The sequence below is a fragment of the Burkholderia sp. MSMB0856 genome (assembly GCF_001524645.2).
GTDB lineage: Bacteria > Pseudomonadota > Gammaproteobacteria > Burkholderiales > Burkholderiaceae > Burkholderia > Burkholderia diffusa.
Map to the genome: position 1 here is coordinate 2,193,450 of NZ_CP013427.1, position 21,095 is coordinate 2,214,544.

Here is a 21,095-nt window from a genome sequence, read left to right on the forward strand (position 1 = left end):
TAAGCGAAAATATATTTAAATTATTACTTCGCTCAAAGCAACTTAATTAATTATCATCTTGACTTATCCGACTCGTCGGCCTTCACTTCGTAGCTCTTGCGCGCCTTTTTGTAACTGTTATCGAACGGCTTGATCTTCAGCATATGTGCTCGACTGGAAATTCCGCCAAGGGCCATCACCGCAAAACCAAAGAGGAACGCCCCAGCTCTGATCCATCGGGGCATTTGATCAAGTCCAAGCCCGCCCACAACCAGGCCCAAGCCAACTAAAAAAAGGACAACTCTAAGCCACCCTGAGAAATTACCGTCTTCGATGAGTCTCATTTCTTTCCCTTGTCAGCACTCGGACCGAAAATCGAATTCAACTGTTGGCCTACCCAGTTGCCGATCGTTGTTGAGAATGGCTGCTTTTTTATGAATTCGGATGCGCCATTGATTACCAGCGACGCGATAGGAACCTTATCTCCAACCACTTGACCACCCAGTGCCAAAGCACCTTCGTAAGTGTATTGACCTGCATTGGGACTTACCAGTTGAGACACGGCGTCAGCTCCGATACCTACGACCGTCGCTCCGTAGGCAATTGTTCCAAACGCTGGAGCAAAGGGTGATGGCACGGCGGCCCCAGTTGCCGCAGTCGACGAAATCCACCCTGCAGTATTCGACACCATCGAGGCCGTATCCGCAGTCGCGCCCTTCACATAGTTCGTATCCGACTGGTCGAACTTCGTAAACGGTCCCGTCAGATTGAATCCCGGCCCGCCGCCTGTAGAACGATCATAGTTAAATTGGCTCGGCACCTGACCAGGCGCAGCCGAGTTCGCGTTTGCCACGATGTATGCCTGCAGATCCGAATTCACCTGTGCCGTTGCCTGGGTCAGAATTGGTTTCCCGTCGGCCGTCGAACCCGCATAAATCCATTTAGCCTCAGAGTCCGTCGGCGCTTGCCCCACCAGCGTCTCCGGCGCACCTGATTGATGCTGGCCATCAACCGACACACCCATGATTCGCATTTGATCCTCGATCTGCGCTTGGGTATATTTACCTTTGCTCTTCTCTGCCAGCTGCTTCGCGAGCGTCTTTTCTTCCGGATGCAGTTGCCGATTGAATCGATCGACCGCCGCGCCCGTCAACGCACCGGTCCCTCCGCCGACGAGCGCGCCGGCACCACCGGCCAGCAGGGTCGAAGTCACGTTACCCAGCAGTTCGTCGACGTTCTTGTTGCCGGTCGGACCCGCATCCTTGATCGATTGCGCGATTTCCGTCAGTTCCGGAGCGAGCTTCGCCGACAGCCCGGCACCAGCTGCACCGCCTGCCGCACCCAGCCCGCCCGCCGTCAATCCACCGGTGAGCGCACCGCCTGCGATGTGCAGAGCAACACGATTATCACCGCCTTCAGCCCAGTTCTTCGCGTCCTGCAAATATTGCGCCTTGAGCGCAGGATCGTCGGTCGCGGCAGCGGCATCGCGTGCGGCTTTCTCCTTCCTGTCCGCGTAGCTGCCAATCTGCTTTGCGATCGCCTCCGCCGCCGCCTGAGCCGCATTGATCAGATCCGACTGGTTGCTCAACACCTGTTGCAGATCCGGGGTCTTGCTGACCGTGCCATTCAGACCCGACGTATCACGATTCAGCGTCGCCACATCCTGCTTCTGGTTCGCCTTGTCCGTGATCGTGGTGTTGCCGGCACTGATTGCGCTCTTGGTGGTTGCGTTACTGCTGTCGCTCTCGCTCACGTAGAGCGGCAATGCACCGCCTGTATTCTTACCGCTCGCCTGGCCGTGCGTGGCGTAGTTGTTCCCACCGTCACCGACGCCGCCACCCGCACTAATCCCGAAGCTGCTGGCGTTGTAGCTCGAGCTGTTCTGAATATCCGAGAAGGACAGCGTTCCAGTCGTCAGCTGGTTCTTGTCTGGCGTCGCCGTACTGGCGATATACGCGCCCTTCAGGTCCGTATTGCCCTTCACGCTGATGTCGAATCCGCCATCGCCAGCCTGGATACCGGCTTGCTCGTTCACGCCCGCGTAATTGCCGCTCGCATGACCACTCTGCGCGCTGAAACTCGCGCTGCCGCCGCCCTGGCTGACGCTGAACCCGCCGCCCGAACTGCTCTGGTGGGCCTCGCTATGGCTCGTATCCTGCACCGACGCGAGATTCAGGTTGCCGCCAACATCCGCGATCACCTTGTTCGCGTTGACGTTCGCGCCGACGATATTGGTGTCGCCTCCGCTGATGATCGTTGCCGTGTTACTCGCGTTGATGTGCGTATTGTTCTGCGTCGCTGCATCCGAGTTCGCGTCGCCGTGCGCGCGCGACATCGACGCCGACACGCCAAACCCACCCGTGCCATACGAAACGCCCACACTCGCACTCTTCGACTCGTTCGTGCTGCGCGTGCTGTCCGTGTCCGTGCTATTGACCAGGTTGACCGTGTTCGTCGCCTGCAACAACACATCCTTCGCGGTCACGTCCGATCCCTGTATCGTCACGTTGCCCTGTCCGGCGTCTGCGTTCTTGTCACCCGTTGCGACGAACGCAGCCGTGCCGCCAGCCTTCACGCTGCTGCCGTTGTTCTGCGTACTGTTCTCGGTGAACGTCGACTTGCTGTGAGACGAGCCAAAGCTCAGTTCAACCTTCGCCTCGACCTTGCCCTTCGGATCGTTCAGTGCATTCGTCATGTTGCCGGTCGCACCGACCAGATCGGCCATGCCGCCCGCTGCCGCAATTGCGTGCAGCGCTGCCGCCCGGCCGTCCTGACTGCCGCCCGCGCCCTGCGCCTGTTGATTGACGTTCTGGATCGCATCGATCACCGGCGACTTCACCGCGAGCGTGAAACCCGAACTTTTCACCTCGTGAGTTTCTTCGTGATGACGGTCCGTTTGCGACGCATCGATCGTCACTTCCTTCGCGACGCCGGTCACGTCCTTGCCTGCAACGATGTCGGAACCTGTCACATGGAGCTTGTTGCCCGCCACCATCGACACGCTACCGTCCGTGCTGCCGATCAAGCTGCCCTGCGAACCCTTCACCGTATCGCGGCTGGTGTCGATCGTCTGGTTCGTGCCATACGAAATCCCGGCGCCCGCACTGCCGAGGCCGGACTTCTTTACGTCCTTGTAGTGATACTCGCTCGAAGCCGTATCCGCTGTCGTGACCGTCACGTCGTGGCCGGCAGAAAGGCTCACGTCGTTGGTCGCCGCGATCGTTGCGGCCTTCGCCGTCAGGTCGTTGCCGGCCTGCACCGCAACCGTGCTGCCCGACAACGTCGTACCGACCGCATTCGTGTAGCTGCTCGAATCGATCGTGTGTGTCGACTTCGACGACAGGAAGCCGTTCTCCTTGCGATAGTGCTCGTCGTTCGCGCTCGCGCTCTGCTCGCCGGCGTTCAGGTTGACATCGTGCCCGGCACTCACGCCAATTGCGCCCTGCGCGTTGGCGTACGCAGCCGTCGCATTCACGTCATGGCCGGCGACTATCGCCAGGTTGCCGCCCGTCGCGATCTGCGTGCCCGTATCGCTCGACGCCGAGTGTTCGGCGTGATTGCGGGCGTCCCACTTCACCGCGTCCTGACTGCTCTGGCGAACCGCATTCAGATTGACGTCGTTGTTCGCTGCCAGCACCGCGTCGCCGGTCGTCGCGATAACAGCTGCATTGGCGTTCAAGTCCCGACCGGCAACAGCCTGCAGCGTGCCGGCATTGACCGTCGATACGCGATCGATACCGGTCGCGCTGCCATTCGCCGCTTTCGCCGAACTGGTCGTGCTCGTCAGGTTTAGGTCACGGCCGGCCGACAGCGCTACGGTGTTGCCTTGAATCAACCCACCAAGATTATTGAGATCCTGGTTCGCGCCGGCGAGCACCGTTCCGCCCGACACCGTACCGCTGTTGTCGATCGAATCCGCATGGATGATCGTGACGTTGCGGCTCGCGATCGTGCCCGAGTTCTTGTACGCGCCGTTGGCGTCGACCGTGACGTTCTTGCCGGAGATGATCGTGCCTTCTCCCGTCACGTCCGCCGCGTTCGCGTGCAGATAGACCTGCGGCACAAGCACGGTTTGCCGGCTACCGTCCGGCAACGTCACCGTCTGATTCACGAGCCAGACGATGTCGCTCGTCAGCGCGGCCATTTGCGCGTCGGTCAGTGCCGTACCGACGTTCAGCCCGAACTGCTGCGACGCCTTCACGCCACTCGCCATCAGCGCTTCGTATTCGCTCTGGTTGTCCGTGTAGTCGCCAACGAAACGCTGGCCGGTCGTCTGGATGATCTGTTGCTGAATCAGTTGCTGCTCGTAGAAGCCGTCGCCGATACGCTTGAGAACCGTATTCGGGTCGACCTTGAGCGCATCCAGCATCGTGTCGCTCGACAGCCACTTCCGATAATCGGTAAAGCGCGGGTCCGTCTCGACCAGGAAGTGGCTACCTGGATCGCTCGTGACCTGATACAGCGCATTGTTGGGCAAACGCGTGTTCGGCGTCACCGTTCGCACGACGACGTCGCCCACGTTCGCCTTCACGGCCGATACCTCCCCCACACCGACACCCGACACACCCGAGCCGATCAACACTTGGCCGCCGACATCCTTGCCCGCCACCGGCGTCACGCCCGTACCGCTTGCGCCCTGCGCAACGGACGTCGCCGCGGCCACACTCTTGATCGGATTGGACGGTTTGCTCGGATCGGTCAGCACCACCGGCAGATCGATCGTTTGTGACGGAATAGCCGGCGAGTAGTTGGTCGTGGAGGTTGCACGCTCGTCACCACTGAAGGCACCGCCCGACTGGACCCAGGTATAGATTGCCTTGCCCGAGCCCGTGAAGGTCTCGGTGCCTGTCGCACCGATGTTCTGCACGTTCGCCGGATTGTTGCCGTCGCCGGCCACGATCTGGCTCTTGTCGTTGACGCCGGAGGGCGTGTTGATCGTGATATGTCGGCCAGACGTAATCGTGCCGGGTTGCGAAGCCGTTACCACGTCCTTGGTCGATTTCACGTCGACCGCGTATACGGTATAGGTCTGCACGAGCCGGCTCGCAACGTCCCCGTTATACGCAACGAGCGCCTGGTTCAGGTTCTGGTAGGCGGTAACGGTCGCCTTGTACCACTGCTGGAAAGGCGCGCAAGCCGCATTGGTCGAAGTCAGGCACGACGGGCTCTGTGGATCGAAGGGATTCGGTTTTGCACCCGTTACGTCCGCTTCAGTGGGGGCCTTGATGGAAAACCAGTTGCTACCGACGTTGCTTCTACCTGCGAGCAAACCTGCCATCGCCGACATCCAAAACGGTCCAGACTTGGTCCATGCCGGATTTGCGTCGGGCGGCGGCGTCACACCGAACGTCGTCCAGATGTCGGCCGGCACCGTTCGATACGCGCCGGTCTGAGACGCCACATCTCCTGTACCGAAATTGCTTGCGGGATACGCGGTATTGTCGATCTTGCCAGCCACACCGTTCATCGTGTACTTCGCATAGTCGGCAAACGGATATCTGGTCGACGGCAACAGAATGAACTTCTGGTCGTCATCCAACGCCCACTGGTAGTCCGTACCCGGATGAATTTCCTGACTGTTCTTCTGGTACAGGTAAACAGTGGAAGGATCGATCTTCTCGGTCGAGCCGGGGACCTGGTACCACAGCTGGTTACCGCTGTCGGTCGTGACCGTAGAAGTCTGGAAATTCGAATTCAGGTTTTCGAACCGGTTTGCGCTGATCGTGATGTCACGACCCGCGTCGATCTGCGCGCCGTTGTTCGTCACGAGTTGGGCGCTGCCGGTTGCCCGATGGTTCGCATCCAGCGCGCCGCCGACGCGAATGTCGTTGCTCGCGTAGATCAGTGCATTGTTCTTGTTTTTGAATGTCTGCGCGCCAATGTCGAGGTCGCCGCGCGACGCAATCACACCGCCCACGCCCTGGGCGTTCTGGTCGTTCACGACTGTGTTCGCGCCCACCGCGACCGTATCGCCATAGATCCGGCCACCCGCATTCGTGATGGTGTCCCCCGCCGTCACCGTCGTGGTGCCGCCGTCGATCAGACCTTCGTTCGTAATCGACTGGTTCGCGTGGACGTTCGTAGCGTTCCCACCGAAAATCTCGCCTGTCGCGCGGTTCTGAATGGAATTTGCGTTCACATTGGCAACATTGCCTGCCGACAGTGTGCCGCTGTTGTCGAGCGTGCCGCCAGCCGTGGCCGTCAGATCATGGCCCGCCAGAATCTGGCCGGTGTTGGTCAGATCGCCTTGCGTCGTCACATTGACGTCGCCGGCCGATTGGAGCTTGCCGCCGTTGTTGAGCGTCCCGGTCGAGACCGTCAGTTGCTGGCCGCCGTTGATGTCGCCCTGGCTGTTGATCAGCGTATTCGACGCTGCCAATGTTGCCGTGCCTTTCGACTGAATGCTGCCCGACGTGTTGTCGATAGTCGGTGCAGTGAGCTTCGCATCCTTGTCCGCGCGAATCGAGCCGGACGTATTGTCGATCGCCTGGTTGGCGTTCAGCGTAATGCTTGCGCCCTCCATCCCGGCCGTCAGCCCCGGCACGCCCGCCGTCGTCGGCAGCGTCGAATTGGCGGTCTGTGCATTGCGAATCGTATCGCCCGTCACCGACAGCGCACCGCTCGCGTGCATGGCTCCGCGCGTGTTGTCGACCGTCGTACCGGAGACCGTTACGTCTCGGTTGCCGCCGATCTGGCCGACCACGTTCGACACCGTTCCGGTGCTTCGCACTGTCAATGCACCGTCCGCCACGAGCGACCCCGTATCGTTCGTCACGGATGAGGCGTTGACGGTCGCGGCACCGCTCGACGAGATGGCGCCACCTGCGTTGTTCAGCGCTCCGGTTGCCAACGTGACGCCATTGCCGAGCACCTGACCACCCGCGGACTGCCCCGCCATCACGCTGTTGTCGAAGGTCTGGCCGTGCGTATCGATGTCGGCGGCGCACGTTGCCTGAACCAAACCCGACCGGTTGTCGAACGCCCCCGACCGGCTCGTCAGTGATTGGCTTGCCGCCACTTTACCGAGCGTGTTGTCGATCGCCCCCTGTCCGGACGCGAGCGTGACGTTCGCCCCCGTGACCGTGCCGCCCGAGTTCAGCAATCCCGCATTGGTCAGGGTCGTGTCGCCCGATGCCAGCAGCTTGCCACCAGCGTTGTCCGTCGTGCCAGATGTCGCCACCGCCAACGCGCCGGAAACCGAACCGATGGTGCCGCCGTGGTTCGACACGGTCTGCGCCGCCACGGTGGTGTCGCGTGTCGCCGCGATCGTACCGCCCGCATTCGTCAGTGCGCCTGCTACAGCGAGCTTCGTCGCATTCGCCGACACTGTGCCTTGCGAATTGTCGAACGTACCGGCCTGCGTGTTCAGCGCGCCAGCTGCGGTAATCTTGCCCTGCGTATTGTCGAGTGCCTGAGAGAGGGTCAGCGCCATATCGCCAGTGGACGTGCCGATCTGGCCTGCACGGTTGCTCAGTGTGCCGGCGGTTGCCGTGAACCCGGTCGCCCCCACCAGCTTGCCGCTATCATTCGACAGCGTGCGCGTGGCCGTCAGCGACAATGCATCCGATGTTGATCCGATCTGGCCGCCCGCGTTGACGAGATTCCCCGTCTGGATTTGCGCACCGTGCACGGCCGTCATACTGCCGTCCGTATTGTCGATCGTGTCGCTTGCGACGGTGAGTGCATTGGCCGAGCTCACCGTGCCGCCAGTATTCGTCAGCGACTGCGTCGCATGCAGCGTCGTGTCGCCAGCGGCCGATCCGATCGTGCCCGACGCATTGCCAATGCTGTTTGCCGTCACCGACAGACCGTTGCCGCCGACCATGGAGCCCGACTGATTCGAGACGTCGCCCGTCGCCGCCACGGCCAGTGCGTCAGTGGTGCCGATCTTGCCGCCCGTATTCACGACATCGGCCGCTGTGATCTGTGCGGCATGTGCGCTGATCGATCCGACCGAGTTGTCGAGATGGGCCGTGTGAATCGACAGGTCGTTACCGGACGCAACTTTGCCGTTTGCGTTGTTCAGTGATTGCGTGACATCGAGCGAGGTATCGCCCGCCACGGAGCCGATCTGGCCCTGTGCGTTGGAAACCGTATTCGCAGTCAGCGTGAGACCATTGCCGCCTGCAATCTTCCCGTTATCGTTCGCTACGTTCCCGGTCGCCGTCAGTGCCAACGTACCCGTCGACGTGCCGATCTCACCGGCCACGTTCGTCAGGTCGGTTGCAGCGATCTGCGCCGTGCGCGCCGTGATGTGCCCTTGGGTATTGTCGAGCGGACCGGACGAGTTCAGCGACAGCGCATCGGCCACCAACGTGCCGGACCGGTTCGATACCGATTGCGCGGTCACGTTCGCCAGGTTCTGCGAACTGATGACGCCCGAGTCGTTGACCAGTTGCCCCGCATTCAGCGTCACGTTCTGACCGCTCATCGTGCCGGCGACGTTCGACAGCGTGCCATTCGCCGTGACATTGACTGCGCTGGCCGCATTCACGGTCCCGTGGTCGAGCGTGACGTCGTTTGCGAACAGATTGACGTTATCGCCCGCTGCCAGCGTGCCGCCGCTCGTCAGATTCGCAGCGCGTGCCGTGACGGAGCCACCGCCGACGAGATTACCTGCGGAATCTGCCCCGGCGTATGCCTGCCCGCTGTTGTTGAGCGAGGCTGCCGCAGTGAGGTTCGTGTTGCCGCCCGACGAAATCGTTCCTGCGTTCGACAATGCCTGCGACGCGTTCAGATCGGTGGTCTGCGTACTGACAATCGTGCCTTGCTGGGCGACGTTGGTGCCATCGATCCGGGTGTTCGCGGCCGACTGCAGGCGCGCGGTCGGCGCAATCGTCACATCGCCGTTGTTCGAGACTTGAATATCGCCGGTCAGTGACGTGACAGCACCCGCGTCTCGCACGCCCACGCCTCCCTCGGTCCCGATCATCCGGACGCTATTGGCGAACATGCTACCCAGTGCCTGCACGTCGATCGCGACGCCTGGCGCCGCGCCAGTGCCGGCCTGGGCCTGCGCGGCGTTGCCCGCATAGTCGACACGGTTCGCGCCCGCGACCGCATTGATCGAATCCGCCCACACCTGACCGTTGATCGTCATCGCACGCGAAATCAGGTCGATCGCACTGCCATGGGCATCGAGCCCCGCACCGGCAATGCCGATCTGCCCTTGCGTCACATTGAAACCCGCCAACGTGCCGTCCGGATTGAACGTCGGCACGCCGGTCGTCAGCGTGACACGCGGCACATTCAGAAAACCGCAACCCGAACAGGTGATGCCTGCCGGGTTCGCGATCACGAGGTTCGCACGATTGCCCGCGATCTCGGTCGGTCCGAGCAACTGACTGGGATTACCCGACGTGACCTGGTTGACGATCACGCGGGCCGAGCTGTTGCCGAGAAATGGATTGCCTTGGACCCAGCCGGCGAGCTGCGTTTGCGAATTCTGGCCGCTGTTGACCAGCACCGCGCCCTTCGTACCCACGTTGTACTGCGTGAAGTTGTTCAGCGAGACGCCGTTTTTCGGTGCGGTGATGTTGACGAGCGGCACGCCTGATGCCGACACGCCGACGACCGGATGGGTCGGACCGCTACGATCAGGCGTGATCGGCAACGTAGCCTGCGCTTCGGCGATGAGGGGCTGCATGCCGAACGTACAGAGTGCGGCAAACGCAGTTGCCCGGGCCGCGAACCAGATCGAGATTCCGGAATCCTCGGTCGCAGGACGAACTGCGCGCTGTACACGAGAGCGCTCGCTGCCCCCATGCGCCGACGCGTTCTCGTCAACTGCCACCAGCATGCCGCGCACGGCACTGAACACCAAGCGAAAGATTCCGGAATTCATGATCGTTTTATTCTTGAATGCATGTCAGGCCGGTGTCGCGCACATCGCGCAAACGACCGGCCCCACTCACGTTACTTGCAGCTCAGTGCCACCAAGCCGTTGATGTTGCCCGTCGTCGTTGCCGGGATACCGTACGACACGATCAGGTACGGTTGCTTCGCATCCGAACCCATGACCGTGCTCATCAGCGTCGACTTCGTTTTGGCGCTGAGTTCGGTGAGGCCGACCGAGGACGTTCCTACGAACGACTGGTTCTGGTCATTGCCGATCGAGTACTGCAGATTCAGCGTGTAGTTGATGGCCGTATTGCCGAACGTGTTTGTCCCGCTCGTCAGCGTCGCCGTGGCGCCAGTCAGCAAACCCGGCGCCGTATTGCCATCCGCCGACGTCGGACGTGTAGCAAAGGCGAGCGAACATTGCATCTGCACAGGCGAGGTCGCATCAATTGCAACCGGTACGCCGACTGCCCAGACCTGGCCTTGATTCGCGTTATACGTAGCGCCCGACGAATCGGTGCCGTCCGCCCAGCGGCCGATCGCAATGTCGCCATTTCCAGCGAGGTCCGTCACGACGCCCTTCGTCAGCGTCTTGATCGTGCCCGACGAACCATAAGGAATCGCGATATACGCACCCGGCGCCTGCTCCTTGAGCGTCGATACAGGCTGAGAAAGGGCCGCCAGCGTGTAATTCCCGTTCGGCATCTGCCCGCCGTTCCACGACGCGGGCGGTATCAGGACACGAACCGTTGAAACCTGGCTCGAGATCGATTGCGATTGCCCTTCCACACGAATCCCCGACGAAGACGACGCGCTACCCGACGGCGCTGCGTTCGACGACGCGCCACTCGATGCGGCACTGCTACCGCTGCCACCATCGTCACCACCGCCACATGCGCTCAGGCCAAGTGCGGCCACCACCGCAAACGTTGTCGTTACGGCTTGAAAAACACGACGCTTCTCATACACGTTCTGCATAGTCTTTCCTTCTGCTCTTACTCGATCGACAAAATCACCGAGTCGCAACATGTCGTTGCGCTCGGTTCACCCCTACTGCTTAGAACAACGTGCTGACCTGGAACAGCAGCGTCGGCGAACTCGTCTTGAAGCCCTGCGGCTTCGACAGCGGGAAGCCAAGCGACACGTCGTAGTTCAGTGCGGCACCGAGCACGTTCTTCGGTGCGAGATTGCCGCGCACACCAACTACGGCGCCGACCAATGTTTCGCCAAGCAGGTACTCCGAGGCCGGCCCGCGCACGCGCCCGGCATCGACGCCGGCATAAAGCGCCTGCGTGCCAAGCGGCGTCGGCACGTACCAATCAAGTTCATTAGAAACGACCCAGCCGCTCTCTGCTGCCAGCGTCAATTGCTGATCGAAGCCGCGAACGGCGTAACGCGTGCCGATCGTGAAATAGTCGGAAGGGGTCAGTGGCGTACGTGCGTTCTGCATGTTCCAGCCGAACTGGTACGAGAACGTCTGACTGCCGATCTTGAAAGGGACTTGGGCGCTGAGGCTCGCCAACTCCACCTGTGTCTTACCGTCGAAATCGGGTGTGCCAACCACCGTGCCTGAATTGCTGGACAGGCCCGGAAGCGATGCGCGCCAGGCGAACGAGCCGTCGAGGACAACGTTACCGATGTATTGGCGATGCGCGATGCCGAGCTCGTAGCCGATGATGTCGCGATGCTGCACGGGAAGATCGACACCATCCAGCGAGTTGCGGCTGATTTTGTGGAATACGTTGCCGTGAAGCTCCGTACGCGCGTGCGCGTTCCGATAGATCACACCCGACAGGCCGGCCTGAAGCTGCGACTGCACGCCGCTGTATTCGATCGGCGCATCGAAGCCAGCCACCGTCTGCTTATAGCGGGAGCGGCTCGCGTTCAACGTCAGCATCGCATAGCCAACCGGCACGCTGTAGTTGGCAGACACCGACTGATTGCCCTTGTCGGATGCGCCAAAGTTGGCATTCGTCGTGCCGGCAATTTGCAGTTGGTCGTAGAGGTGAAACGGCGAGTCGAACGTGAACGAGCCAGACAGTTCGTACTTGCCCGTGGAATCGAGGCCCGCGTTGTCCGTGCCGATAACGGCATGCCAGCGCTTGCCGGTTCCAGGGTGAAAAACGAGTTCGGAGTCCCCAGGATTCAGACCCGGCACGATGTCGAACGTGGCATCGGACTGGGATTGAAGACGACGCAGGTTCTCGAGCCCTTGATCGATGTCGCGCTGGTTCAGCAGCGCCCCGGCCGAAACGGGTAGCGCCGCGCGCAACCAGCCAATCGTGGGCTTGTCGGCTCGGACCTCGCTGATGCGCCCCGGCACAACGCGCAGCGTCAGCGTGCCCGATTGCAACGATTGCGTCGGCACGAGAACACGAGACGTCACGTAACCGCGCTCGATCAGCGCATTGTTGGCTGCATCCTGGATCTGCTTGAGTGCGGTCTTGCCGACGCACTGGCCCACGACCGGTTGAAGGAAACGCGCGAGCCAGCCGAACGCATTGTCTTCCAGCGCGATTTCCTTGATCGGAAAGCACGGGTTATCGAGGGGCAGGCTCGTGACGCTGGGCGCCGAAGTTTTTTCTCCGGTGGGTGTCAGCACCTTGGGACGCGGATTCAGCTCCTTGGTGGCCTCGAGTTGCTGCTGCTGCAAACGCTGAATTTGCGGGCCGGACGTAGTTTCGGATGGCGGAACGCCCTGGGCTAGCGCAGAAACGCTCGCCAACGCCGAAATCAACGCTGCCGAAGTTTCTCGTTTCTTCACTTGTTAGCGGCGTAATGATTGGTCTCTCACGCCGAAATTTATCGAAATAATCGCCCGCGCATTGTCAGGGATTGCAAAGGCGTCTGATCGCTTGACCGCTTAACTCCGATGATGTATCAGCCTCCTCTCTTGGGCCGAGATCGTTCATTTCAGCACTAGGAATCAACCAATCAAACTTGACAATTAGAAACACTTATATAGGTTAATCACCCGAACACTCAAAGGCACTAAAAATGCGATTCCTCCCTGCTGATTTCGGTGACTCAGGAGCACAGAAACATACATTCCTTCTCTTCATTTTCTGCAAAATCAAGACTCGCCGTTACCGAGCGCCACTTCCCCGAACAAATTTCCGGGTAGTCACCGACTGGTCCTTCCCAGCTAATTCGATCGCTTAGACGATTTCGCTCAAAAAATAAACTTGACTAAATTAACATTTTCAGCCGTTTTGTTATGCATTGAAATGCAGTTTCATTCACGATAAACGCACGCGTCAGCGTGTCGCGTATCTACAACGGATTCTGCAAGGCCACCCGCGCACGGGGCTTATGCGTACGTGCCAGTGACGTAACTACCCGAAAATAAGCGCATCAAATTTGCTTCCGGTTATTTCTATCGTGCAGACCCCGGCGAGCTTCGGGCCGCAACTTTTCACGGAAACCTCATCAATCTTGATTCGCTTGGTCCGACAGCGTCTCATAGCAATCCTCGCCAGCATTCGCCAGCTCGGTCGCACGGTCCTCATATCCGACGACGAAAGCGCCCTTCGCGTTCAAGAGGCCACACTCCGGGCAGACATGCTGACGGATGAATTCCCACGCGGTCTGGCCACCTCAGCGAAGACTGCGCCCTCCTTGCAGGCTTCTGCGGCGTCGATGTTCGAGTTACGGATAGCGAGGATGCTCGTTTGATTCATGGTCATTTGCGGTACTCTGCGCGCGTGCTGGCCCGCGTCGGTTAGGTGATGCCCGGTCTATCCGCCAAGATGCACCCGCGCGTTACTGTGGTACGTGCGATGCCAGCGCCCTACTCGGGAGTGACTCCTTCGGCCCCAGTCGGACCGGCAGCAATCGCGGATTGCGCCGCCTTCATGATGGTCACGTGCGTTGTGCCGTATTCCTTCGCCAGCGAACGCGCCGATGCCGCCGCATCTAGCCTTGCCCGAATCGTCCGCTTCTCATCCGGCGTGAAGCGCTCGGGCCTGCCGCCAACGCGGCCCTCCGCCAGCACTCGTTCAAGCCCCGCATGCGTCCGCTCGACGATCAAGTCGCGCTCGAACTGCGCGGACGCAGCGAACATGCGCAGGATGAGATCGCCCGCCGCGCTCGTCACCTCCTGCACGGGCAAATCCAGCACGACTACAATCCGCGAATCGGCGACTTCTGTACGGAGATACAAATGCTCGAATTTCTGTTCACGTCGATACCTTACGCACTGGTCTACAACGTAGCCAAGGACATCAAGGCATTCTTCGAGTGGGTGGTAAAGGACAAGCTGGTAGATGGGGAGTGGCTTGAGAAGTCCGGGTTCCAGAAGCAATGCAACGCAGAAGGCATAGAGTTGAGATGGGTCAATGCAGAGCGCGTCGCGAGCGCCGAGTTGGACGGATGGGCGATCCTCTACGAACTCGACAAGCCAAACCGAATTCGCCACAAGCTCATACGCAAAGGTCAGGAAGTCCCCACTCTCATGGGGAAACAGCAGAAGGTCGAGGGCAGTTGACAACCCGCCAGCCCACGCGTCGGCTAAAATCCGAGCACACTCTGAGCACAGTGAGTGCAGTTCCGCGTGCTGATCGGAGTGCAACCAAGCAGTGCGCTCGACGCGCAACCCGTTGATGGAATGACTGGCCCGCCCTACACGATTCGAACGTGTGACCTACGGCTTAGAAGGCCGTTTCTCTATACTCACCGCAACTCACCACCCTTCATTAAACCTATATTTTTCAACCACTTCCGGATACCATAGTTCCTCGAAACTACCGCCGACCACGGGATTTTCACGCTTTTTCGTAACCCCGGCGTAACCCCGCAGAGCTATGGAAACCTCTTTCGTCTTCACCGAAGCGCGGCTTCGCGCCCTTCCGCTTCCTGCCGCCGGCCAGCGAGCCAACTACCGCGATGCGAAGCAACCCGGGTTGCATCTCCGGGTATCCGCCGGCGGCGCGCGCACGTTCAGCGTGTTCCGCCGCGTGCGCAACGGATCGCCCGAGCGCATCACGATCGGTCGCTGGCCCGACATCACGGTCGACGAAGCTCGGCGCCAGGCTGCTGGGCTCGTGGCGAAACTGGCTTCGGCGGAAAGCCCCGCGGCGGCGCGCCGCGCGGTGCGCGGAGAAATGACGTTTGGTCAGCTGTACGATGCATACCTGAAGGACCGGATTACCGCCGGCAAGAAGCGCCCCGACCTCATCAGCGGTCTGTGGGAGCTGTATCTGGGCCCACTCCCGGACGCGCCGCGAAAAGCGCACTCGCGCGAGCGGAAGAAGCCGGCTGAGGGCGTCGACTGGTCGAGCAAGCGCGTGTCCGAGATCTCCGTCTCCATGCTCGCGCAGCTGCATCGCCGCATCTGCGCCGCCGGCAAGGGGCGCACGGGCAACAAGGTGATTGCGCTCGTGCGAGCGATCTACGGCTACGGGCTGGACCATCGCATCGTCACCGAGAACCCCGCCATCGGCGTGACGTTTGCCCCGGAGCACGAGCGCGACCGATTCGTGAAGGGTAATGAGCTACCGCGCTTCCTGGCCGCGCTCGAGGCCGAAGAACAGCCTTGGCGCGACCTGTTCACCGTGCTCCTCTACGTCGGCTATCGACGCCGCGCTGTCGAGGCGATGCGATGGCAGGATCTCGACCTCGACACCGGCAGTTGGACCGTGCCTGGCGAGCGCGCGAAGAATGGCGATCCGATCGTGCTGCCCATCGTCGGGGCCGCGCTGACGGCGCTGCGGGCACGCAGTGCCGAAAAGGAAAGCCAGGAATGGGTCTTCCCAGGTGGCGGGCGCCGCGGGCACGTCACCTGCCCCCGTAACGCGTGGGCGCGAGTGCTCGCCCGCGCGGGGATTGACGACCTGTGGCTGCACGATCTGCGGCGCACGCTCGGGTCCTGGCTCGCGATGTCGGGCGTCTCGCTGCCGGCGATCGGCCGGGCGCTCGGGCACAAGAATGCGAGCTCAACCCAGGTCTATGCGCGGCTCCAAACCGAAGCGGTCGCGAGCGTCGTGCAGGTTGCTCACGACGCGATCGCCGCGGCCGCGGCAAATTCCGGAGCGCTGCCGACTCCGCGCGGGCAATCACAATCCTGATGAACTGGGGACGGCCGCTGTCCGCACCTCATCGATTTTCTATCTCGCGCTTGTAACCTCGCGCGATTTCGCTAGAATCAAGCGACGGGGCACGGATCCCGGGCGGTAAAAAGTCCGTGGTCGAGCGGAAGGCGACTGGCCCTTCCGTGCGCGGTGGTACGTCAGCGTTTCACATCCGCTGAAGCCCATCGAGAACGCGGCGTGACACTTCCATCGGACGGGAGCAGATGTGGCAATCAGTTGCCACTGCCTGCTCCCTTTTCGTTTGCGGCATGGCAACCAGACGGACACGTCACCATGCCGACCCTCACCGCCACGCAGGAAATCTCGCCCGCGGTCCTGACGACCGATCAGGCCGCCGTTTATCTCGGCATCGCCCCCAGAACGCTCGAGCAGTGGCGTTCGAACCGCCATCAACGCATCCCATTCGTCAAGATCGGCGGGCGCGTTCGCTACAGGCTCAAGGACCTCGACGCCTGGATCGCGTCGCGCGTGGTGGAGGCCTGAGCAATGGCCGCGAAGCTTTACCGCACGAGCGACGTCGCAGCGTCGATCCGAAAAGCGCACGAAGCGTTCACGCACGTAACCTGCTGCCGCAGCTACGCGTCTCTGCGGCCGCCTTTCTTCCGGAGCGGGCGGCTCGGCGTCGCCCCGATCTACAGCTACGCATCATGGGTACCCGAATCGGCCGCGCAGCTCGAGCGCTGGCGCTCGGGCGGCGGAGTGCTGATCTCTCGAGACTCCATGCCGGACGCCGCCGGCGAGACGGACGTGATGGTATTTGCCGAGTGCCCTTTCTCGATGGCGCGGATCTCGCGCGCGGCCGGCGTCACGCACGAGCACGTCGTGATCCCTATACCCGTCTGGCACGTCCACGACGAAGCGATCGATGCTCGCACGCCCCCCGTCGAAACGCTGCAGGAAATCTGGAAGGTGTGCCGTGGGAAGCGGATGACCGACCAGGACCTGGCCGACGCAACGGGGATACCACGGTCACGCCTTCAATACATGCGCGCCCGTCTCCGCCCGCGAGAAGAGTGGGAAATGCGACCGCGCCTGGCGCCGGAAGCAGCTGCGCTGTTACCCGCATGGAATTGGCTGATCGGTAACGGGGCTGGCTGCACTGCAGAAAGAAAGGCGGTTCGGTTGGCAGGTCATCGCGCCGCCGTCCGCGAGCTCGCGCGGCGCGGCCACATCGCCATGACGAAATACCAAGTCTATGAGGCTACCGAACCTGTCTGGCAACAGCTGGAGGACAAACGCGCCCAGGCACGCGCCGATCTCGCCGCGGTGCGTGCGGTCGTCGAAAGCATTCCGGACCACCTTGAGGCGTGAACAGGCTCGGGAAACCGCAATAGCCTGAACCCATCGCCATTCACAGCCCTACGGAGGGTCACAGCCGTGCAAGCATCTACTTTAAACGAGAGCCAAGAGCCTTTGCTGCCACCCGGCGGCCACAGCCGACTGGGAAAGTTCGAGCACCTTATGGCGTGTAGCCCCGATTACTTCCGGGATCTCAGCAAGGCCGGCCGGGCGCCGCAGCCGATGCGCCTCGGTCGCCGGCTCGTGGTGTATTCGAATGACGAAGTTGCGCGATGGCTGGCGGACCCGGCCAATTATCGCGCCGACCACATCGAAACCGCCGGGGCCGAATGATATGCGTCGCCTTTCACATCAATCTTCGGCAGTGCCGCCCTACACTCACAAGCTCGTCGCTGTCGGGCCCGCTCGTACCGTGCCGATGGCCGCAGCAATTCCAGAAGCGAACCACACCGCTGCCCTAAGGTCCGTGGATGCGTGCATGCTGCAACTCTTCGAGCGCTTTCGCGAAAGCGGTCCGCGCGTTGATTTCTGTGTCCTGGTCACGCCGGTGGGCGCAGATCATGTGCCGTTGCACGACTACACGGACGAGCTCACCGGCGACGATCCCGACGAACTGCTCGACTTTGCGCTGGCGGCCGGCACGTTCGCAGCTGTCGACGAACTCGACGAATTGCTCGACCGGGAGAATGCATGATCCGGGCCGCGAGCTTCGATCCCTACCGGCCCGTGGTCGGCGCGTCCCGGTACGATGCGGAATTCGAGCGACTTCGTGCGCTGCACGGCGACGATCCCGCAACTCGCGCGCAGGCAGCGGCCCATGAAGCCGGCCACGCAATCATGGCTGCATCCTTCGGCTGGCGGCTCACTGACATCCGTCTTCAGCGCCACACGTCAGGGAAATGGCACGGCTTCGTCAACTTCGAGCATCCGCGGGCAAATCATGCGCTCCAGGTGCACGAGGATCCGGAATTGGTTCTCGCGAGCGTGGTAGTGACACTCGGCGGACGCGCCGCTGAGCAGCGCGTCGGTCGATATCACCCGTGCGGAAGTGTTGGGGAGCTGCTGTATGCCAGCGACATCTGCGCTCAGATTGATGAGTGGGCGAGCTTGGAAGATGGCGTCACGCTCGCGCTAGCCGAGGAAACCGCGGCGGCCCGGTTACATGCGCACGATACGGTATTCGATCTCCTGCGAGCGCACCTGGCGCGCACCGGCAAATTGCTCCCCACGGAACGACGTCGGATGTTTCAGGCGGTGACCCCTTTGCCGATCGAGTTTCCCTGCGCCATAAAGAAAAAGCTCGCGGCAAAAGCAACGCGAGCTTGAAAGGATGGTCGTCGGCAAAAACGAACCAAAAGGCTTAACGTGCAAAATAGTACTCCGAATTGTCTTCCTGTCAACGACTGGCAACCGTACGTCGACGCGCTCTCGCCGATCCTTACTCGTGCCCGCCGCGACGTTCATGGCGTGCGAGGCGCCAGCGGCAACCAGTGCAGGAAAGCCCCCCTCACCAATGCATTGCTGCGCGAGCACGTGGCGGGCGGTACTCGGCGCGGCGTCTACTTCGGGCAGCCTGGGTCGCCACACGTGCAGCTCGCACTGTTCGATCTGGATTCGCACAAGGGCACGACGCCGTGGCCCGACATGCAGGCTGCTGCACTCGCGATCATCACTGCAGCGGAAACGCGCGGATTGCGCCCTATCCCGTTCCGCTCGTCGGGCGGCGCGGGGATCCACGTATACGTCCTCTGGGACGCACCACAGGATGCGCGCAGTGTCCGCGTCCTCCTGCGCGCCGCTCTGGCCGCCGCGGGCTTCGAGGACGGTACGGGCGGCGTCGCCGCGCGCCAGGTCGAAATATTCCCGAAGCAAGACGTGTGCAGCGATTTCGGACACATGGTGCTTCTGCCGCTCGGCGGCCAATCGGTGCCCCTCGACCCTTTCGAGCTCGACGACATGCCGCGCGAGTGGATTCTCTCGATGGAGTGGCCGGCGAGCCGCCCGGTGCCTGCGGCGCCGCTGGAAACGCGCGAGGCGATCGCGCCGCCCGCCGCGCCGGTCGGTTGCGCGCATGTCGCGTCCATGGTCGATGCGATCCCGAACGCCGGCGTCGACGAACTGCCGTACGAGGGCGGCCCAGACGGGCGGGACTACCTCTCCCTGATCATCGCCATTCACCGCGCCTGCCACGGCTCCGAAGACGGCCGCGCTCTCGCGCATCGGTTGGCGGCGCGCTCGACCAAGTACAACCCGGCCGACGTCGAAAAGCGATATGACAGCGTCACGGATCGCGACGGCGGCATCACGGTGCATACCCTGGAGGCTGCCGCGCGGCATTACGGCTGGGGCGCGCCGACTGTCGACGAATTCGACGCGCTGCCGGCGGAAGCATCGGAGCGCGCGCGGCCCCGCTACGTGCGCGACAAGCAGGGGAAAATCGAGGCGACCGCGGACAATGCGTCCACGGCAATTCGGGATCCGCTCGAGGTCGGCTTCGACATTCGATGGGACCAGTTCCGCTCCGAGCTGGTGCTGTCGCGCCCCGGCGCGGACGAATGGCGGACGTTCAGCGACGAGGACTACACCCGCTTGCAGATCCAGTTCGAGCGGCTCGGATTCAAAAAGGCGCCGAAGGAACTCGTGCGCGATGCGGTGTGGCTCGTCGCGCACGAGCAGCAATTCGACACGGCACAGGTCTGGCTGCAGTCGCTGCGCCACGATGGCGAGCCGCGCGTCGAAACCTTCCTGCCGCGTTACATGGGCGCGACAGACACGCCATATTCCCGTGCGGTGTCGCGGTACATGTGGACGGCGCTGGCCGGGCGCGTGCTCGAGCCAGGCTGCGAGGCCCCCATGGTGCCCGTGCTGATCGGCGCGCAGGGGATCGGCAAGACGCGAGCGGTGAAGGCCCTGGCGCCGGCGCTCGACTTCTACACCGAGCTCAATCTGGCCGACCGGGATGCAGAAGCGAGCCGACGCATGCGCGGGCGCCTGGTGATCGAGCTGGGCGAACTGCGCGGCCTGCATTCGCGCGACGCCGAGTCGATCAAGGCGTTCATCAGCCGGACCCACGAGGAATGGCGCGCGCTGTACAAGGAATTCAATACCACCTTCGCACGGCGCTTCTTGTTCGTCGGGACGACAAACCAGGACGAATTTCTCGACGACGATTCGGGTGAACGCCGGTGGCTCCCCGTGAGCGTTCAGTCGTGCGACGTCGATGCGGTGCGCCGCGACTGCCTGCAGCTGTGGGCGGAAGCCCGCGATGCGTTTGAGCTGATTGGTATCGACTGGCGCGATGCCGAAGTGCTGGCACGCACGGTGCACGCGCAGCACAAGATCACTGACCCCTGGATGCCCGTCATTGCACAATGGCTCGTCACATCGGATGAGTTCGACGGCGGTCAGATGCCGGGAATGCGCAAGTTTCTGCAAGTCCATGAAGTTGCCGGCGGCGCGCTCTCACTCGACACAAAGAGACTGGGAAAGCGCGAAGAAATGCGGATTGGCAAATGTTTGCAGAGTCTCGGGTATAGCCGAGCGCGGCGATACGATGGCTCGCGCCGCATTCGAGTATGGGAGAGGACGAGCGGGACCATCTAGCCCATCCCGAAAAATGCGGGTGGTCCTTTGCCGAACCCTTGCCCCTATTGGATGAGGACCACTAGGACCACCAGGACTGCCTTTATAGTTATTACACGCGCGGAAAGTATAGGCGGTACAGGAAGGTTTTCCGAAACAGGGGTCCCGGTGGTCCCGGGCGGTCCCATAGCAAACACGCGGAAAATTGCAGATTGCGACCGGACGTCGCCCCACGTGCTGGTAGGGCTTTGCCAGCCCGTGCAGGACGGATCCCCCTCTCGCGCGCACGCGCGTAGCGCAAAGGCT

At 61.9% G+C, this 21,095-nt stretch carries 13 protein-coding genes; 8 read left to right on the forward strand and 5 right to left on the reverse strand.

From position 1 onward, the window contains the following. Positions 1-53: 53 nt before the first annotated feature. The 5 genes from WS87_RS11380 to WS87_RS33560 form a co-directional block, all read right to left on the reverse strand. Positions 54-323 carry a hypothetical protein gene (locus tag WS87_RS11380; RefSeq protein WP_059815611.1) on the reverse strand — a complete coding sequence of 90 codons (270 nt, stop codon included), beginning with the start codon at positions 321-323 and terminating at the stop codon, positions 54-56. Further along, positions 320-9,823 (reverse strand): two-partner secretion domain-containing protein, encoded by a 9,504-nt coding sequence (locus WS87_RS11385; RefSeq protein ID WP_236873182.1) that lies wholly within the window; start codon positions 9,821-9,823, stop codon positions 320-322. The genes WS87_RS11380 and WS87_RS11385 overlap by 4 nt, the downstream gene beginning before the upstream one ends. Before the next feature lie 71 nt (positions 9,824-9,894). Further along, entirely contained in the window at positions 9,895-10,797 is a 903-nt protein-coding gene (locus WS87_RS11390; RefSeq protein ID WP_059815613.1) for a hypothetical protein, read from the reverse strand. A gap of 79 nt (positions 10,798-10,876) precedes the next feature. Then, positions 10,877-12,583 (reverse strand): ShlB/FhaC/HecB family hemolysin secretion/activation protein, encoded by a 1,707-nt coding sequence (locus tag WS87_RS11395; protein WP_059815615.1) that lies wholly within the window; start codon positions 12,581-12,583, stop codon positions 10,877-10,879. Between the two features lie 1,026 nt (positions 12,584-13,609). Then, complete coding sequence (locus tag WS87_RS33560) at positions 13,610-13,939, reverse strand: recombinase family protein (protein WP_236873183.1); 330 nt, start codon at positions 13,937-13,939, stop codon at positions 13,610-13,612. A gap of 42 nt (positions 13,940-13,981) precedes the next feature. On the opposite strand from WS87_RS33560, the gene WS87_RS33565 reads away from it, so the two are divergent. The 8 genes from WS87_RS33565 to WS87_RS11440 all read left to right on the forward strand — a co-directional run bounded on the left by WS87_RS33565 (position 13,982) and on the right by WS87_RS11440 (position 20,810). After that, positions 13,982-14,305: a hypothetical protein gene (locus WS87_RS33565; protein WP_059815623.1), complete on the forward strand. Its 324-nt coding sequence runs from the start codon at positions 13,982-13,984 to the stop codon at positions 14,303-14,305. Between the two features lie 316 nt (positions 14,306-14,621). Next, positions 14,622-15,884 (forward strand): tyrosine-type recombinase/integrase, encoded by a 1,263-nt coding sequence (locus tag WS87_RS11410; RefSeq protein ID WP_059815626.1) that lies wholly within the window; start codon positions 14,622-14,624, stop codon positions 15,882-15,884. A gap of 297 nt (positions 15,885-16,181) precedes the next feature. Further along, on the forward strand, positions 16,182-16,391 hold the full coding sequence (locus WS87_RS11415) for a helix-turn-helix domain-containing protein (RefSeq protein WP_059815629.1): 210 nt from the start codon (positions 16,182-16,184) through the stop codon (positions 16,389-16,391). A gap of 3 nt (positions 16,392-16,394) precedes the next feature. Then, entirely contained in the window at positions 16,395-17,219 is an 825-nt protein-coding gene (locus tag WS87_RS11420) for a hypothetical protein (protein WP_059815631.1), read from the forward strand. 66 nt (positions 17,220-17,285) lie between these two features. Continuing rightward, positions 17,286-17,540 (forward strand): helix-turn-helix transcriptional regulator, encoded by a 255-nt coding sequence (locus tag WS87_RS11425; protein WP_236873184.1) that lies wholly within the window; start codon positions 17,286-17,288, stop codon positions 17,538-17,540. A gap of 145 nt (positions 17,541-17,685) precedes the next feature. Further along, complete coding sequence (locus tag WS87_RS11430) at positions 17,686-17,901, forward strand: hypothetical protein (protein WP_159085660.1); 216 nt, start codon at positions 17,686-17,688, stop codon at positions 17,899-17,901. Further along, positions 17,898-18,533 carry a hypothetical protein gene (locus WS87_RS11435; protein WP_059815638.1) on the forward strand — a complete coding sequence of 212 codons (636 nt, stop codon included), beginning with the start codon at positions 17,898-17,900 and terminating at the stop codon, positions 18,531-18,533. Before WS87_RS11430 ends, WS87_RS11435 begins: the two co-directional genes overlap by 4 nt. Positions 18,534-18,572: 39 nt before the next feature. After that, complete coding sequence (locus tag WS87_RS11440; protein WP_159085661.1) at positions 18,573-20,810, forward strand: VapE domain-containing protein; 2,238 nt, start codon at positions 18,573-18,575, stop codon at positions 20,808-20,810. Positions 20,811-21,095: the final 285 nt, after the last annotated feature.

Bases quoted from the DNA above. Each gene is read 5' to 3' on its own strand.
- WS87_RS11380 (WP_059815611.1), bottom strand. From the start codon at position 323: ATGAGACTCATCGAAGACGGTAATTTCTCAGGGTGGCTTAGAGTTGTC.
- WS87_RS11385 (WP_236873182.1), bottom strand. From the start codon at position 9,823: ATGAATTCCGGAATCTTTCGCTTGGTGTTCAGTGCCGTGCGCGGCATG.
- WS87_RS11390 (WP_059815613.1), bottom strand. From the start codon at position 10,797: ATGCAGAACGTGTATGAGAAGCGTCGTGTTTTTCAAGCCGTAACGACA.
- WS87_RS33565 (WP_059815623.1), top strand. From the start codon at position 13,982: ATGCTCGAATTTCTGTTCACGTCGATACCTTACGCACTGGTCTACAAC.
- WS87_RS11410 (WP_059815626.1), top strand. From the start codon at position 14,622: ATGGAAACCTCTTTCGTCTTCACCGAAGCGCGGCTTCGCGCCCTTCCG.
- WS87_RS11415 (WP_059815629.1), top strand. From the start codon at position 16,182: ATGCCGACCCTCACCGCCACGCAGGAAATCTCGCCCGCGGTCCTGACG.
- WS87_RS11420 (WP_059815631.1), top strand. From the start codon at position 16,395: ATGGCCGCGAAGCTTTACCGCACGAGCGACGTCGCAGCGTCGATCCGA.
- WS87_RS11430 (WP_159085660.1), top strand. From the start codon at position 17,686: ATGCTGCAACTCTTCGAGCGCTTTCGCGAAAGCGGTCCGCGCGTTGAT.
- WS87_RS11435 (WP_059815638.1), top strand. From the start codon at position 17,898: ATGATCCGGGCCGCGAGCTTCGATCCCTACCGGCCCGTGGTCGGCGCG.